Here is a 15,348-nt window from a genome sequence, read left to right as displayed (position 1 = left end):
GGCAATTTTCGAGCGGCGGGCGCGCCGCGGTCTCTATCGAGGCAGGTGGCATGACTGTCGATGTGCGGGTCCTGGGCCCCGTGCAGCTGTTGGTCGCCGGCCGGTCCATACCGGTCGGCGGTCCCAAGCCCCGCGCACTGCTGGCGGCGCTGGCTGTGAACCGGCGGCGTGCCGTGTCCTCCCAGGCCCTGGCCGACATCGTCTGGAACGATGATCCGCCGGACTCCTATCAGGCCAGTCTCCAGGTGTTCGTCTCGAACATCCGCAAGACGCTGCGCACCGCCGGGATCGACCCGGTGGCGTTGCTGCGCACCGAATCCTCCGGCTACCGCCTCGAAATCGAGGACGACGAGTGCGATCTCGGGCGTTTCGAGACGCTGCGCCGCGAAGGCTCCGAGGCCGCCGCGATCGGCGACCCGGCCACCGCGTCCCGGCTCTTCGGCGAGGCCCTCGCCGAATGGAGCGGGCGCGCGCTCGACGACCTGTCGGGTCTCGGTTTCGCGGAGAGCTTCGCCACCGCCATGGACGAGGAGCGGCTGCTGGTCGCCTCCGCCCGCATCGACTCCGAAATCGCCCTGGGCCGTGCGTCTTCCGTGGTCGGCGAACTGGTGTCGATGACCAATGCCCATCCGCTGCGGGAACCGTTGTGGGCGCAGCTCATCACCGCGCTCTATCTGTCCGGCCGTCAGGCCGACGCGCTCGACGCCTGCCGCCGGGTGCGGACCGTGCTCGCCGACGAGCTCGGCATCGATCCGGGGCCCGCGCTGATCGCGCTGGAACAGAAGGTGCTGCGCCAGGAACCGTTGAGCACCGGGCAGATTCACGAGGTCGAGCGGATGGCGAAGGCCATGACCGAGACCGTCACCGAGATGCCGCGCGCGGTGCGTGCCGGGCAGCTGCGCCTGGCGGACGGACGCGTGGTGCCGATCGGCGCCAATGGCGTGAAGATCGGTCGCATGACCGACAACGATCTGGTGCTCGACGATCCGAAGGCCAGCCGGTACCACGCGCAGATCACGCCCAGCCGGGCCGGGCTGCTGATCAAGGACCTGCACTCCGCCAACGGGATCTACATCAACGAGCAGACCATCGAGTCGGCCGCGGTGCTCGCCGACGGCGATGCCATCCGGATCGGCACGACCGTGATCACCTTCCAGGCCCTGCGCTGACCTGTGGGGTAGGGTCCTTGCCCGGATGATGTCCGGATGACCCTAATGTCGAGAGGGTTGAACGCATGGCCAAGCGGCTCGTGGCGGCTGCGGGAGCGGTGATCTTCGGGGCGGGAGTACTGGTCGGTATGGGCCGGCCGGTGGCGTCCGCTGATTCGGAAACCGGTGCGACACCGGCGGTTCCGGGCATCGGCGCCTGTAAGACCGACCCCAGACCCGAACACGAGTCGGTGGTGCCCAAGACCCTCGAGGTGCCGGTCGCCTACCCGGTCATCACGGTCGACACCGGGCCGCTGCCGGAGAACACCAAGCGCGTGAACATGGAACTGCCGCCGGACCCGTGCGTGAACCCGTGCCCGGACCTCACCGACACACCCGCCGCGCCACCGGGACTCGCCGAACAACTCGGCATCCCGAAACTCATCGTGCGTCCGCAGCCGTTCAATTTCGCACTGCCCAACCCGAATCCGCCCGCGCTGCCGCCCGGGCCCGAACCCGCGCACCCGTCCAGCGAGCCCGCCGAGCGCACCCCCGCCCGGCCCACGCCGCAGGTCTCCGACGTGCGCGAGGTGTCCAAACTGACCGGCGCCAACTCGATCAACCGCACCGACAAGCGCTGGCAGGTGCAGGGCACCGACCTCGGCATCATGTGGCAGAGCGCGCCCGACGAGATCGCCATCGCCTTCGGCGACACCGTCGGCCGGGAATTCCATCCGCCCGGCGGCATGGGCGAGGACTGGCGCTCGAACCTGCTGGCGTTCAGCAAGAATCGCGACCTCGCCAACGGCGTCGTCTTCGACCGCATGGTCACCGACGACCGCTGCCACGCCGTGGAACTGCTGAGCAGCCGCAAGCTGGACAATATCGAGATCACCACCATCCCCACCTCGGGGTTCGCGCTCGGCGACCGGCAGTACATGAGCTACATGTCGATCCGCACCTGGAACAGCCTGCCGGGCACCTGGTTCACCAACTACGGCGGGCTCGCCTACTCCGACGACCACGGCGAACACTGGACCAAGGACCCGTACGCCAAGTGGGAGAACATCTTCGGCGTCTCCAGCTTCCAGGTCGCGTCGATGGTGCCGCAGGGGGACTGGGTGTACATGTTCGGCATCCCGAACACCCGGTTGGGCGGGGTCGGGCTGGCGCGGGTGCCGAAGGAGCAGGTGCTCAACCCGACCGCCTACCAGTACTGGCAGAACGGCTCCTGGGCGCCCGCCGTGAACGGAAGCGTCAGCGCCACACCGGTCGTCGACGCGCCCGCGGGAGAACTGTCGGTCCGCTACGACGAGAACCGCAAGGTGTGGCAGATGAGCTACCTGGACACCGCGAAGGCGGCTCTGGTTGTGCGGGAATCGGATTCACCGCAGGGCGCGTGGTCCGACAGCGCGGTCACGGTGAGCGCGCTGCAGTTCCCGGAACTGTACGGCGGTTTCATCCACCCGTGGTCGACCGGTCAGGACCTGTACTTCACCATGTCGACCTGGAACGACTACAACGTCTACCTGATGCACGCCACACTGAACTGACCTTCAGGCGTTCCCCGATCGCGACAACTGATTTCGCTGCGATTGGGGTAACTCCGGGGGACGTCCACAATTGGTTCGGTACCTGACCGGCGGTCCACATGTGAGACGGTCGACGGCTCTCAGCCGCGCGCTGAAGTCTCGGGGAGGCGGGACAGCCGAACCTCGGCGATGGCGCGGCCGAAGAGCTTCTTGCCCTCCGAGGTCGCGCCCAGCACGACGGTCGCCGCACCGGTGGCCGCGTCCACCGACTTCACCTTGCCGGTGAACTCGACGAAGGTCGGGGCGGTCGGCTCCACCGGCACGAAACCGGAGAAGCGGACGCTGAACTTGCCCAGCGCCGAGGGGTCGCCCAGCCAGTCCACCAGGTAGCCGGCGGTCAGGCCCATGGTGAGCATGCCGTGCGCCACCACGGTGGGCAGGCCGACCAGGGTGGCGGCGGTGTCGCTGAAGTGGATCGGGTTCGGGTCGCCGGAGACGCCGGCGTAGTTGACCAGGTCGCCCCGGGTGACCGGCACCTTCGCGGCGGGCAGTTCGGTGCCCGCGGCCACGCCCGCGGCGGTCGGGACGGTGTTGACCGGCAGCGGCGCGGCGGGGGCGGCGGGCTCGGCCACCTCCTCCGGGGCCAGCAGGATCAGGCCGTTCGGGTCGGTGTCGAACTGGCCGGGCTCGACGACATGGCCGTGCATGACCACGCCCGACACCGTCTCGACCGCGACCGGGTCGATCTCGACGCCCTTGCGGGCCACGATGGTGGTGGTGGCGACCAGTACCGGCCGCACGTCGGCATCGGTCAGGGTGACCTTGACGGTGATGAAGTCGTTGTCGCCGAAGCCGCGGATGTTCTCCACCACCACGTCCACGCCCAGCCGGTCCCCGGCCAGGATCGGGCGGTGGTACTCGAAGACCTGGTCGGTCTGGAGGATCTGCGAGACGTCGTACTCGGTGAGCACCGAGCCGATCAGAGAGCGGGTGGTGGCCGCGCCGATCACCGAGGCGAAGGTCGGCGAGGCCAGCAGGCCGCCGTAACCGAGCTCGGCGGCATCGGTCTCGCGGTGGTGGGCGGCGTGGTCGTTGCGCACGGCGCGGGCGAATTCGCGGATCTTCTCGCGGCCCACGTCGTAGTGATCGCGCACCCGGAAGTGACGGCCGACCAGTTCGGCGGCGGTGGCCTTGGCCGGCTCCACGATGGTCTCCGCCTCCAGAACCGCCAGGGTCTCTGCCGTATCCGGCACGATGTGCTCAGCCGTATCCGGCATCCGTACTCAGCTCCTGCATTCGTAACTTTATGGACGGTGTACAACACCGCTGAAGTGCCGGAATGCCGAAATGGCCAGCCCAGACAACCCAGACACCCTACCGACGTGCAGGTCTATTGACCAGGTGTATGTGATGTTCATCGCGAGCACGAGCGAGAACGTGTCAGGCCATTTCGCCGAAGCTGTCGATACCGGTTTTCGCCCCGGTCAGTGCGCGTTCTTGGGCTCACACACCTTCCACGAACCGCCCTCGTTGCGCAGGTCGAAGGTCCGCGAGGAGAGCTTCGCCGGATCCGCCGCGGTGAAGACGGTCGCCTGCGCCAGCGCGGCGTCACCGGTGATCTGGATGGCGTCCACGCTCTTCACCTGCGGGATGCTCTTCTGCTCCTGCGAGGTCTTGTACACGCTCGCGAACTGGTCGGCCGAGATCTTCTGATAGAAGTCGTGCTGCGCACCGCAGGTCACCGCCCGCAGCGTGTCCAGGTTCCCGCTGTCCAGGGCATCGGTGTACGACGTGATCGTCTGCTGCACCAGCGCTTCCGGCGAATTGTCGTCATTGTGCTTCTTCACGCCGAGCACCACACCGACGATCGCGACCACCGCGACCACCGCCGCGGCCACGCCGATCCACAGCTTCTTCGACCCGCCACCGGACTTCGCGGCGCCGTCGACCGGCTCGGCCGCCGGAACCCGCTGCGGCTGCGCCAGCCCGCCGATCCCGGGCACACCCGGCGATCCGCCGATCCCGGGCTGCGGCGCACCGAGACCCGGCTGGCTACCCGGTCCCTGCGGAGCACCCGAACCCGGCTGGCCCTGCGGCGCATTCGGCCCGTGCGGAGCGTTCGGTCCCTGCGCACCCGGGCCCTGCGGTGCGTTCGGTCCGTTCAGCGCCTGGGGTCCCTGCGGTCCACCCGGTCCCTGCGGACCCTTGGGCGCGTTCGGTCCCTGCGGTCCGCGGGGTCCCTGCGGTGCACCGGCCCCGACCCGCTGCGGCGCCGCGATCCGCGGTCCGCCGATCGGCTGACCCGGCATGGTCGACTGGGTGTCCGCCGGAGACGGCGCGGTCGCAGGCCGACGCGGGCCCATCGGAGGAGCCATCGGCGGCCGCGGCGGCGACGGCCGCGTCTCCTCGACGGGCGCGTCCGGAGCGGTCCCCTTCGGCCCGACATTCCGCGGCCCCGCGTTCACCCGAGGCGTCTGCGGCGGCTTGCTGACCGCCCGACCCTGCGGCCCCGACACCCGAATCTTCTCGGTCCCGGCCTCACCCGACACCACCGGCAGCGCCGTCGTGGCGTCATCGGCAGGATTCGGCACCCGCTTGATCACCACGGTCGCCGCGTCTCCGGAGCCCTCGGCCCCGGACCCGCCGTCCTTCGTGTCGGCAGGGGTCCCGGAATCACCGGTGCCACCGGACTTCTCACCGGCCGCGGCGTCATCGCCCGACTTCTCGTCGTCATCGGCCGATGCGGCGGGCATCCCCTGCGTCGGAACATCCTCGGGCGCGGTCTTCCCCGAAGCCCCGCCCTTACCGGCCGCTTCGCTCGCGGCCGCAGCAGCCGCGCCGACGGCCGCGCCGCCCGCGACGCTCTTCCCGGAATCCGCGGAGCCGGATTGCCCCTGCTCGCCAGGCTTCCCGGCCGCCGGACCACTCGCATCCTGTCCGGGCCGCTGAATCTTGATCATCTGGGTGGTGGCATCGGCCTGCGCGTCGGCGCTCTGCGCGCCACCGCCCGCCTTCTCACCGGCGGGCCGCTGAATCGGAATGAACTGGGTCGGAGCGTCATCGGCGGGCGACGGCGCTCCCGGACCCTGAACACGGCCGGCCGGCTGCGCGCTCGCATCGGATTGTCCAGCGCCGCTGGGCTTTCCGCCGGTCGCGGGCTGTCCGTCGGACGCCGCGGAACCCTGGCGTTCCTGGGGCTCGGGAGTCTGGGACTGCCCGCCCGGTCCGGATCGCGCGCCCTCCGAGGGGCGTCCACCCGCGGCGTTCCCGGAACCCGGTGCGGCAGCGCCGGACTGCGCGGTCGCACCCGGCTGTACGCCCGACCCGCCCGGCGAGGGCTGTCCGCTCGGCGTGCTCTGCGGCTTGAACTCACCCGAGCCCTGGCGCGCGGCCGACGGCTGTCCGCCGGGTCCACCCTGCGCTCCGGCAGGCGTGCCCGGTAGTCCGCCCGGTGCGCCTTGCGATCCGCCGGGTCCGCCCTGCTGTCCGGCGGCTGCGCCCTGAGCTCCAGCTGACGTGCCCTGCGGTCCGGCAGGTCCACCCTGCGGTCCAGCCGGCGTGCCCTGCGCTCCGGCGGGCGGTTGCACTCGGCCCGCGCCCGCCTGGTCGGCGGGGGACTGGCCTCGGTTCGCGGCCGGGGGCTGGACGCGGTTCGCGCCCGGAGTGCCTGCGGGCTTGGAGGTTTCGTAGTGGATGGTGGCGAAACCGGCGGGGCCGGACTTGGCCTGCGGGGTCTTGGGGGTGCCGGGTCGAGGTGCGCCGGTGCGGATTTCCTCGGTCCGCGCGTTGGGGGAGGGGATGGCTTCGGTGGCGGCGGTCGGGGGTGCGGCGTCGGAGGTCGCGGGCGTGCTCGTGCCGTTCGCGGCCGCCGGAGCGGACTGGTCGGCCGGGCTCGCCGGGCGGTCGGGGGTGGCGCTGGTGTCCGTGTCGCCTGCGGCGGGACCCGATGCCTGGTTGGCAGGGCCCTGCTGCTGCTGGTCGTCTTTCGGGTCGGACACGCGCTGCACCCCTCGTAATCGGCGGAACTGTGATTCGAAGGTCAGCCTACTGAGCATTCCGGGTACCGGTGCAGAATGATCGGCATGACCTCCTTCGGCGATCTGCTCGGACCGCAGCCGGTCCTCCTTCCGGAAAACATCGACGCGGAGGACGCGCTGCTCCAGAAACAGGACCCGGTGCTGGTCGCCGCGGCCCACCCGACCGCCTCCATCGCCTGGGCCCACCTGGCCGAAGCCGCCCTGGAGCGGGGCGCCGCCGCCGACGGCGACGTCAACCTCGACATCATCTCCGCCTACGCGTTCGCGCGCACCGGCTACCACCGCGGCCTGGACCTGTTGCGCCGCAACGGCTGGAAGGGCTTCGGCCCGGTGCCGTGGAGCCACGAGCCCAACCAGGGCTTCCTGCGCAGCGTGGGCGCGCTCGCCAAGGCCGCCCGGGCCATCGGCGAGACCGACGAGTACGCGCGCTGCCTGGACCTGCTCGAGGACTGCGACCCGCGCGCCGCCGCCGAGCTCGGCCTCGACTGAATTGAGCGGTGGCCTAGGCGAAACCATCGACGCCGCCCGCGAGAGCGGCGTCACCCGCATGCGCAAGGCCGCCGGACGGGTCCGCTCGTCACTGCTGCCGATCGTGCAGTGCGCCATCGGCGCGGGCGTGGCCTGGTTCATCGCCCACAATGTGATCGGGCACGAACACCCGTTCTTCGCGCCGATGGCGGCCATGATCTCCATCGGCGTCTCGTTCGGGGCCCGGTTGCGCCGCTCGATCGAGCTCATCGTGGGCGTGGCCGTCGGCATCGGCATCGGGGACCTGTTCGTGTCCCGGGTCGGCACCGGCGGCTGGCAGATCATGCTGCTGGTGGTGCTGGCCATGTGCACCGCCGTCTTCCTCGACGGCGGTCCCGTCATCACCATGCAGGCGGCCAGTTCCGCGGTGCTGGTGGCGACCCTCTACCCGCCCGGCCAGGGCGGCGCGTCGCTGCGCATGATCGACGCCCTGGTAGGCGGACTGGTCGGCATCGTGGTGGTGGCGGCCATACCGCTGCACCCGGTCCGCCGTGCCCGGGAGCAGGCGGCCGGAATCCTGGAGGTGATGGGCGCCGCCCTCACCGAATGCGCGGACGGCCTGCTCGAACACGACGCCGCCAAGATCAAGGCGGCGCTGGAGGCGGTGCGCGGTACACAGGGCGCGATCGACGCCCTGCGCAACACGCTCGAGGGCAGTCGGGAGATCATTCGAATCTCCCCGCTGTACTGGAACTCTCGCACCCGCCTGAGCCGGTTGCGCGACGCCGCGGATCCGCTCGACAACGCGGTCCGCAACACTCGGGTGCTGCTGCGCCGGGCCCTCACCTCGGTCCGCGACGACGAGGTGCTCGACCCGGGTCTCATCATGGAGGTCGAGAAGCTCGGTCAGGCGATCGACGTGGTGCGCCGCATGATGCTCGCCGACCCGGACGAGAAGCCCGATCCCGCCGAGGCGACCCGCGTGCTGCGCTCGGTCGGCAAGGGCGCGACCAAGGATCTGGTCGACGGTGCGGGCCTGTCCGCGCACGTGGTGTTCGCCCAATTACGGTCCATCGTGGTGGATCTCATGCAGGTGTGCGGGGTGCGGCGGCTGTCGGCCATGGCGCTGCTGCCCCCGACCGTCGCGCACCCCTACGTCACGCCGATCGACTGACTCAGAGCCAGAAGCGCGTCAACCGGCTGCCCATCGACCACCACCAGCCCGGCAGCCCGGACAGCTCGAACAGCGCGTTCACCCCGTCGAAGAACAACCGGTTCAGCTGCGGCGTGAACAGCAGCGCGAACAGGATCAGCAGGCCGTACGGCTTGATCTGATCCAGCGACCGCCGGGTCTGATAGCTCAGCGACGGCTCCAGGATCCCGTACCCGTCGGTGCCGGGAATCGGCAGCAGATTCAGGACCGTCGCCGAAATCTGGAGGAAGGCAAGGAAACTCAGCCCGAACCAGAACGCCGTATTCGAATGCAGACTGCCCCACAGTGACACGATAACCAGCAGCGCCACCGCGCACAGCGCGTTCACCGCGGGCCCCGCGCCACTGATCATCCGCTGCGTGCGCGGACTGAAATTGTGCGAATGCACGTACACCGCGCCACCCGGCAGCGCGAACCCGCCGAGCGCGATGAACACCACCGGCAACCCGATCGACAGCAGCGGATGGCTGTACTTGAGCGGGTTCAGCGTGAGATACCCGCGCATCTCCACTTCCCGGTCCCCGGCCCGCCACGCCACGAACGCGTGCGCGAACTCGTGCAGGCAGACCGTCACGATCCACCCGGCCACCACCAGGATGAACACTCCGAATTGGGCTTGGCGCGAATCGAGGTCGGCGTTCCAGGCGAGCACCCCGCCCAGTACCGCGACCGCCACCACCGCCAGGAACACGGGGCTGGGCCGGATCGCCCCGGAGGCCCGTCTCACCGCGCGCGTGTCATCCACCTGTCACTCCCAACCGGCCCGGCTCGTTGTCGCTGTGCCGACACCCATTCTGGGGGTGAATCGGCTTCTGGGGGTGAATCAGCGAACCAGCAGCCAAGGCTCGTGGTGTCGATAGAACGTGGAGCGCTTCACCACCCGGTCGGCGGTGATCCCGTCCCGGGTGACCAGCGCGCCCGGCGTGCCGAGCTGCATGGCGCGCCCGGCGACCCAGCGCTTCTTGCGCAGTCCGCGGTGCACGCTGGCGTGCAGGCCCGGCATCTCCAGCATGGGCGAAACATGCAGGGCCGCGACCTTTCCGGTGAACAACCGGGTGTCGTCGACGTAGGCCTCGCCCTCGAGTTTCGCGCCGTCCTCGCCGACGATGGTGGCGCGGCCGATGAGCACCTTGCCGGTGTCGTCGCGAATCAGCGGGGTCTCGACGGCCCGGCCCTCGAGCGCGCGCTTGGCGGCGGCGGACCCGGTGCCGGTCTCGTAGGCGCGGGAGCCGTAGGTGCGGTCGATGGGCACATAGCCGATCTCCACGCCGAGACGTTCGGTGCGCATGAGATGGGTGAGCACGGCGGCCAGTCCGGCGTCCTCACCGAGCACGATGAGGCGCGGCAGACTGTCCGCGGCCATCACCGGCAGCAGCTCGTCCAGGGTCCCGGTGTCGGGAATGGCGGCGGTCTGCGTGAGAGACAGAGAAGCGAGCGCGATGGGAACGGGAGCGCCGTCGCAGCGGAGAACATGGGTACTCAACTGCCGAACACCCTCCTCTGGCCTGCCAACACCTATCCGCCTCGCTGCGTCCCGATGGAACCCCCGCCGGTCCCTCTCCCCGTGCCACCATAGCCCTGTCTCATTTGCCCTGCTGTCCTCAGTGCGCATCCGTTATGTCTGGTTCACTCAGGGTCGTGTCGGGTGCACACAGAGCCGGGGCGTGCACCTGGACGTATGTGGTCATCCAGTAAAGTGTGCCCACGGCCACCGCCTTCTGATGGCGGGTAGCTGCAGCAACATGGGTGCTGCGCGTCGAACCCGTAGGAGACACTCGCATGCCGGCAATCGTGCTGATCGGCGCCCAGTGGGGCGACGAAGGCAAGGGCAAAGCCACCGATCTGCTCGGTGACCGAGTCCAGTGGGTAGTTCGATACCAGGGCGGCAACAACGCGGGGCACACCGTGGTACTGCCGAACGGTGAGAGCTTCGCGCTGCACCTGATCCCGTCCGGCATTCTGACCCCCGATGTGACCAACGTCATCGGCAACGGCGTCGTCGTGGATCCGGGCGTGCTGCTGGCCGAACTCGCCGGTCTGGAAGAGCGCGGCGTGGACACCTCCCGTCTGCTGCTCTCGGCCGACGCGCACTTGATCATGCCGTACCACGTGGCCATCGATAAGGTCACCGAACGCTTCCTCGGCAACAAGAAGATCGGCACCACCGGCCGCGGCATCGGCCCCTGCTACCAGGACAAGGTCGCCCGCGTCGGCGTCCGCGTGGCCGACGTGCTGGATGAGAAGATCCTCACCCAGAAGGTCGAGGCCGCACTGGAATTCAAGAACCAGGTGCTGGTCAAGATCTACAACCGCCGCGCGCTGGACCCGCAGCAGGTGGTGGACGAGGTGCTGGAGAAGGCCGAGGGCTTCAAGCACCGCATCGCCGACTCGCGCCTGCTGCTCAACGAGGCGCTGGAGCGCGACGAGATCGTGCTGCTGGAAGGCTCGCAGGGCACCCTGCTCGACGTCGACCACGGCACCTACCCGTACGTGACCTCGTCCAACCCGACCGCGGGCGGCGCGGCCGTGGGCGCGGGCGTCGGCCCCAACAAGATCACCACGGTGCTCGGCATCCTGAAGGCCTACACCACCCGCGTCGGCTCCGGCCCGTTCCCGACCGAACTCTTCGACGAGTCCGGCACCTACCTGGCCAAGACCGGCGGCGAGGTCGGCGTCACCACCGGCCGCGCCCGCCGCACCGGCTGGTTCGACGCCGTGATCGCCCGCTACGCCACGCGCGTCAACGGCATCACCGACTACTTCCTCACCAAGCTGGACGTGCTCTCCAGCCTGGACACCGTCCCGATCTGCGTCGCCTACGAGATCGACGGCGAGCGCGTCGAGCAGATGCCCACCACCCAGACCGACTTCCACCACGCCAAGCCCATCTACGAGGAGATGCCCGGCTGGTGGGAGGACATCTCCGGCTGCCGCACCTTCGAGGAGCTCCCGGCCAACGCGCAGGCGTACGTCAAGCGCCTGGAAGAGCTGTCCGGCGCGCGGGTCTCGTGCATCGGCGTCGGCCCGGGCCGCGATCAGACCATCGTCCGCCACGACATCCTGGGCTGACACGCCCGAGCTGTGAAGCGACTTCGCCCCCGCCGCATCGAATGCGGCGGGGGCGAAGTGTTTCCGGCGGTATCAATAGGTGATGAGGGGAGCCAGCGGGTCGGCCGCGTGCGGGGTGAGGCCCTGATAGGCCGCGGCGATCGACTTCACCGCGACGCGGATATCGGCCTCCTCGTGAGTGAAGGGGAGGCGGATGAACCGCTCGAACGCGCCCTGGACGCCGAAACGTGGTCCGGCGGCGAGCAATACGCCGTGATTGGGCGCGGTGGCGGCGAGCGCCGTCGAGACCGGAGCGGGGAGCTGAGCCCACAGGGACATGCCGCCCGCGCCGGGGGTGACCCGCCAGTCGGGGAGTTCCTCGGCGAGGGTTTCCAGCAGGACGGCGCGGCGGGAGCGGAGTTGCGCCCGGCGGGTGGTGAGGATCTCGTCCTCGTTGCGAAGCAGATGGACGGTGGCCAGCTGGTCCATCACCGGGGTGCCGAGGTCGACAGTGGAGCGGGTGCCCAGCAGTTTGGTGATCAACGGCTGATTGGCGCGGACCCAGCCGACCCGCAGACCGCCCCAGAACGACTTCGAGGCCGAACCGATGGTGACGATCTCCGAGCCGCGGGCGAAAGCCGCTGCGGGCGGCGGGGATTCGACACCGGACAGGTTCAGGTCGCCCATCGACTCGTCCACGATCACCGTCATACGGGTCTCCCGGGCGATGGCGGCCAGTTCGGCGCGGCCCTCCGCGTCCAGCAGATGCCCGGTGGGGTTGTTGAAGTCGGGGATCAGGTACGCCATGCTGGCGGCGGTTTGCCGTGCGGCACTGCGGATCCCGTCCAGATCCCAGCCGTCCGGGCGCATCGGCACCGGCACCGGGCGCGCGCCCACATCGCGAATCGCCTCGATGGCGTTCGGGTAGGTGGGGTGCTCGATCAGCACCCGCTCGGCCGGGGTGGTGAGCACATTGAGCAGCAGGCGCAGGCCGTGCTGCGCGCCCAGGGTGATGAGGATCTGGTCCGGTTCGGTGGGCAGGCCGCGTTCGGTGTAGCGGCGGGCCAGCGCCTCGCGCAGCATGAGCACGCCCACCGGGTCCATGCCGTGCGTGCCCAGGTAGGTCGGAAGACCTTGCAGGGCAAAGGAGTACGCCTCGGTCATCTGCGGCGGGGCGGCCATGGACGCGTAGGTCATGTCGATGGTCGGCAGTTCCGGCTGCGCCATCATGGCCAGGATGCTGCGGGCCGGCTTCGCGCCGTCGTGCACCACGGTCGGCGGCAGCGCCACCGTGCTGCGCGAACCCTGACGGCTGATCAGGTAACCGTGTTCGCGCAGTAGCGAATACGCGGAGGTGACGGTGGTGCGGCTGACCGCGAGGCTGGTGGACAGGTCGCGTTCGCTGGGCAGGGCCACGCCCAGCGGGGCGCGGCCGTCGTGGATGAGCAGGCGGATGCTCTCGGCCAGGGCCACGTACGCGGGCCGCGCGGACCGTTTGCCGTTGTCGGCGGCCGCGCCCGGTTCGTCGTTGCGCCACCGGCCCAGGTCGCGTGTGAGGCTGGCCGCGCCGATCACTCGTGTCGCCATACAGGCCAGTATCCAGGTACTGGATATTTTCTTCAAGTCCAGGGCGGGTCCACTATGGGGTCATGGTCGCACTACTCGGTTCCTTCGTGATTGTCGCCGCGTTCGCCGGTCTCGTGTACCGGTTCGCGCCCGCACCCGGCGAGCGGTGGGGTGTGCTGCTGGAGCGGTATCGCCCGCATGCCCCCATGTCGGACTGGTCGGTCGGCGAATATGAAGCGGCCCGCCAGTATTCGGATCTCGCCGCCATCGCCTCCCTGCGTCCCGACGCGCCCTCGGAGCCCGCGCGCCGGAGGTCGGGTCGCGGCGCCTCGGCCGCGGCGGCCCTCTCCACCATTCCGTGCCGCAGCGAGTCAGTCCAGTTCTAGCGAACTGGCCTTGAATCTGCGTTCTGTCGGTGCCACCGTGCACACTGGCCTTATGTCCGCCCCGGTCCGACCCCAGGCGTCGGCGGCGCTCTTCGATACCGCGATCGGCGTCTGCGCCATCGCCTGGAGCGCCACCGGCGTCCTGCGTTTCGCCCTCCCCGACCGCGACCCGGCGGCCACCCGCACCCACATCCTGCGCCGCCACCGCCACGCCGACCTCCACGAGGCCGCCCCCACCCCCGAGATGGCCGAGGCCATCGCCCGCATCCAGGCCCACCTGACCGGCGACCTCGACGACCTCCGCTGGATCCCCGTGGACGCCACCCTCTTCAACGACTTCGACCGGGCCGTCTACGAGGTCACCCGAGCCATCGACCCCGGCCACACCCTCAACTACGGCGCGGTCGCCAACCGCATCGGCGCCCCCGGCGGCGCCCAGGCCGTAGGCCAATCCCTCGGCCGCAACCCCATCCCGCTGATCATCCCCTGCCACCGGGTCCTCGCCGCCGACCACGCCCTCCACGGCTTCTCCGCCCCCGGCGGCCTCACCACCAAACAGCGCCTCCTCGAAATAGAGCGCACCCCCGGCTTCGGCGAACCCACCCTTTTCTGACGCTGGACAGCGAGAACGCTTGCACCGGGCAGGTCGGTGCGGGCGGCTCCGCGAAATCCGCTGTCAGAGCGCACCACCCAGGAAGCCGCCGACGGCAGCGCCGCCGACGCCACCGGCGATACCTCCGACCACGGCGGCCGGAATCCCTACCGCCGCCGCGCCCGCGGCGCCGCCGACGGCCGCGCCGATGAGCGCGCCACCGCCCGCGAAACCGGCCACCTCGGGTGCGGCGGCCGCACTCTGCACGGCGGCTACCACCGCGCCCGCGCCGCCGGTGGCCGCCGCGAGGCCCAAGGCGCCCGTGGTGAGACCACCCGCGACCACCGTGCCGACGGCCGCGCCGGCGCCGAGACCGATCAGCGCACCGGCGGCGGCACCGGGAACGCCGCCCGCGACCGCTGCGGGGACGCCGAGCGCGACAGCTCCACCCGTGGCGCCGGCCGCCGCGCCCGCCAGCGTGCCCGCGGCGATCTTGTCGGAGCGGGTCGGGCTGACGCCGATGGAATTGAGGCCGGTGGCGAGGCTCGCTTCGGCGTCGGCGGCGACGCCGTTGACGCCGTTGACGACGGTGTCGGGGAGTTCGTCCGGGGCGGGGGTGGTGAAGTCGCCGATACGGACGGTGCGCGGGGGCGGGGCGATGGGGAGGACCGGCGTGACGACGGTGGGGGCGTGCAGGGATTGGACGTCCAGGGCCGGGGCCGCGTCCCGGGTGTTGGGGACGGGGCGGAAGTTGGCGGGGACCGGGTAGTCCGCGAGCTGGGACGGTGGCTGCGGCGACGCGGGCTGGGGGCGGGGGATGGTGACGCCGGGCTGCACGGTCGTCACGCGGATGGGGTGGTCCTGGTCGCCGGTGGGGAGCGCTACGCCCGGCTGGGCGGCGGCGGTGCGGGGTGAGGGGAGGATGCCGGGGCCGGCGGCGTCGATGCCCTGCGGGTCCGGGGCGGCGGTTCCGGGCCGGGCGGTGTTGTGCGGGGAGCTGTTGCCGCCCGGTGTGCCGGTGCTGCCCGTCAGGGGCGCGGAAGCCTGGGTGGCGGTGCCGTCGGCCACCTGGGCCGGTTCACCGGCGTTCGAGCAGGCCACGGCCAGTGCCAGCGGAATGGCCCCGACCACGAGCGCGCGCCGGGCGACGCTGCTGTTCATTTCACGATTTCGTCCACGCACGCGAAACACCAACTTTCCGAACGTATTTCGTTTCACCGGTCCGGCGGACCGTCCATCGATACCGGTGATTCGCGACCGCCGCTGCCGGAGCGTTGCCGCCGGTCCGGTGTGACCGCGTTTACGCACGTCACAGCACCGGATCGGGGGTGCGAAGTTTCTGGCCCTCAGGTTGTGAC

At 70.3% G+C, this 15,348-nt stretch carries 13 protein-coding genes; 7 read left to right on the top strand and 6 right to left on the bottom strand.

Annotation, left to right across the window (positions count from 1 at the left end; all coding sequences use genetic code 11):
• Positions 1–50 precede the first annotated feature (50 nt).
• On the top strand, positions 51–1,169 hold the full coding sequence (locus ACQPYY_RS32530; protein ID WP_433592112.1) for a BTAD domain-containing putative transcriptional regulator: 1,119 nt from the start codon (positions 51–53) through the stop codon (positions 1,167–1,169).
• A 65-nt stretch (positions 1,170–1,234) separates the two neighbouring features.
• Positions 1,235–2,701: a DUF4185 domain-containing protein gene (locus ACQPYY_RS32525; protein ID WP_433592111.1), complete on the top strand. Its 1,467-nt coding sequence runs from the start codon at positions 1,235–1,237 to the stop codon at positions 2,699–2,701.
• Positions 2,702–2,820: 119 nt separating this feature from the next.
• On the opposite strand, the gene ACQPYY_RS32520 is transcribed toward ACQPYY_RS32525, so the two are convergent.
• Positions 2,821–3,957: a fused (3R)-hydroxyacyl-ACP dehydratase subunits HadA/HadB gene (locus tag ACQPYY_RS32520; RefSeq protein ID WP_379102436.1), complete on the bottom strand. Its 1,137-nt coding sequence runs from the start codon at positions 3,955–3,957 to the stop codon at positions 2,821–2,823.
• Positions 3,958–4,164: 207 nt separating this feature from the next.
• The gene (locus ACQPYY_RS32515; RefSeq protein ID WP_433592110.1) at positions 4,165–6,678 is read right to left on the bottom strand and encodes an Rv0361 family membrane protein; all 2,514 of its coding nucleotides are present in this window, start codon (positions 6,676–6,678) and stop codon (positions 4,165–4,167) included.
• An 84-nt stretch (positions 6,679–6,762) separates the two neighbouring features.
• Here ACQPYY_RS32515 and ACQPYY_RS32510 point away from each other — a divergent pair, with 84 nt between their 5' ends.
• Both ACQPYY_RS32510 and ACQPYY_RS32505 read left to right on the top strand, forming a co-directional pair.
• Positions 6,763–7,206 carry a DUF3151 domain-containing protein gene (locus ACQPYY_RS32510; protein ID WP_379102430.1) on the top strand — a complete coding sequence of 148 codons (444 nt, stop codon included), beginning with the start codon at positions 6,763–6,765 and terminating at the stop codon, positions 7,204–7,206.
• Between the two features lie 58 nt (positions 7,207–7,264).
• Positions 7,265–8,359, top strand: a complete 1,095-nt coding sequence (locus ACQPYY_RS32505; protein WP_379103684.1) for an FUSC family protein — start codon at positions 7,265–7,267, stop codon at positions 8,357–8,359.
• A 1-nt stretch (position 8,360) separates the two neighbouring features.
• Here ACQPYY_RS32505 and ACQPYY_RS32500 read toward each other — a convergent pair whose 3' ends face one another.
• Positions 8,361–9,143: a site-2 protease family protein gene (locus ACQPYY_RS32500; protein WP_379102428.1), complete on the bottom strand. Its 783-nt coding sequence runs from the start codon at positions 9,141–9,143 to the stop codon at positions 8,361–8,363.
• 78 nt (positions 9,144–9,221) lie between these two features.
• Entirely contained in the window at positions 9,222–9,881 is a 660-nt protein-coding gene (locus ACQPYY_RS32495; protein WP_379102426.1) for a hypothetical protein, read from the bottom strand.
• A 296-nt stretch (positions 9,882–10,177) separates the two neighbouring features.
• On the opposite strand from ACQPYY_RS32495, the gene ACQPYY_RS32490 reads away from it, so the two are divergent.
• Positions 10,178–11,467: an adenylosuccinate synthase gene (locus tag ACQPYY_RS32490; protein WP_357094375.1), complete on the top strand. Its 1,290-nt coding sequence runs from the start codon at positions 10,178–10,180 to the stop codon at positions 11,465–11,467.
• A gap of 72 nt (positions 11,468–11,539) precedes the next feature.
• Here the strand turns inward: ACQPYY_RS32490 and ACQPYY_RS32485 are convergent, their stop codons facing one another.
• Positions 11,540–13,033: a PLP-dependent aminotransferase family protein gene (locus ACQPYY_RS32485; protein ID WP_379102423.1), complete on the bottom strand. Its 1,494-nt coding sequence runs from the start codon at positions 13,031–13,033 to the stop codon at positions 11,540–11,542.
• 62 nt (positions 13,034–13,095) lie between these two features.
• On the opposite strand from ACQPYY_RS32485, the gene ACQPYY_RS32480 reads away from it, so the two are divergent.
• Positions 13,096–13,398 carry a hypothetical protein gene (locus ACQPYY_RS32480; protein ID WP_433592109.1) on the top strand — a complete coding sequence of 101 codons (303 nt, stop codon included), beginning with the start codon at positions 13,096–13,098 and terminating at the stop codon, positions 13,396–13,398.
• A gap of 52 nt (positions 13,399–13,450) precedes the next feature.
• Complete coding sequence (locus ACQPYY_RS32475) at positions 13,451–14,011, top strand: methylated-DNA--[protein]-cysteine S-methyltransferase (RefSeq protein WP_433592108.1); 561 nt, start codon at positions 13,451–13,453, stop codon at positions 14,009–14,011.
• A 63-nt stretch (positions 14,012–14,074) separates the two neighbouring features.
• Here ACQPYY_RS32475 and ACQPYY_RS32470 read toward each other — a convergent pair whose 3' ends face one another.
• Positions 14,075–15,151, bottom strand: coding sequence for a hypothetical protein (locus ACQPYY_RS32470; RefSeq protein ID WP_433592107.1), 1,077 nt, complete (start codon positions 15,149–15,151; stop codon positions 14,075–14,077).
• Between the last annotated feature and the right edge of the window lie 197 nt (positions 15,152–15,348).

This window comes from Nocardia sp. CA-145437, assembly GCF_050956485.1.
Taxonomy (GTDB): domain Bacteria; phylum Actinomycetota; class Actinomycetes; order Mycobacteriales; family Mycobacteriaceae; genus Nocardia.
The sequence above is the reverse complement of the archived record's forward strand: the minus strand, read 5'-3'. Positions and strand labels throughout refer to the sequence as shown.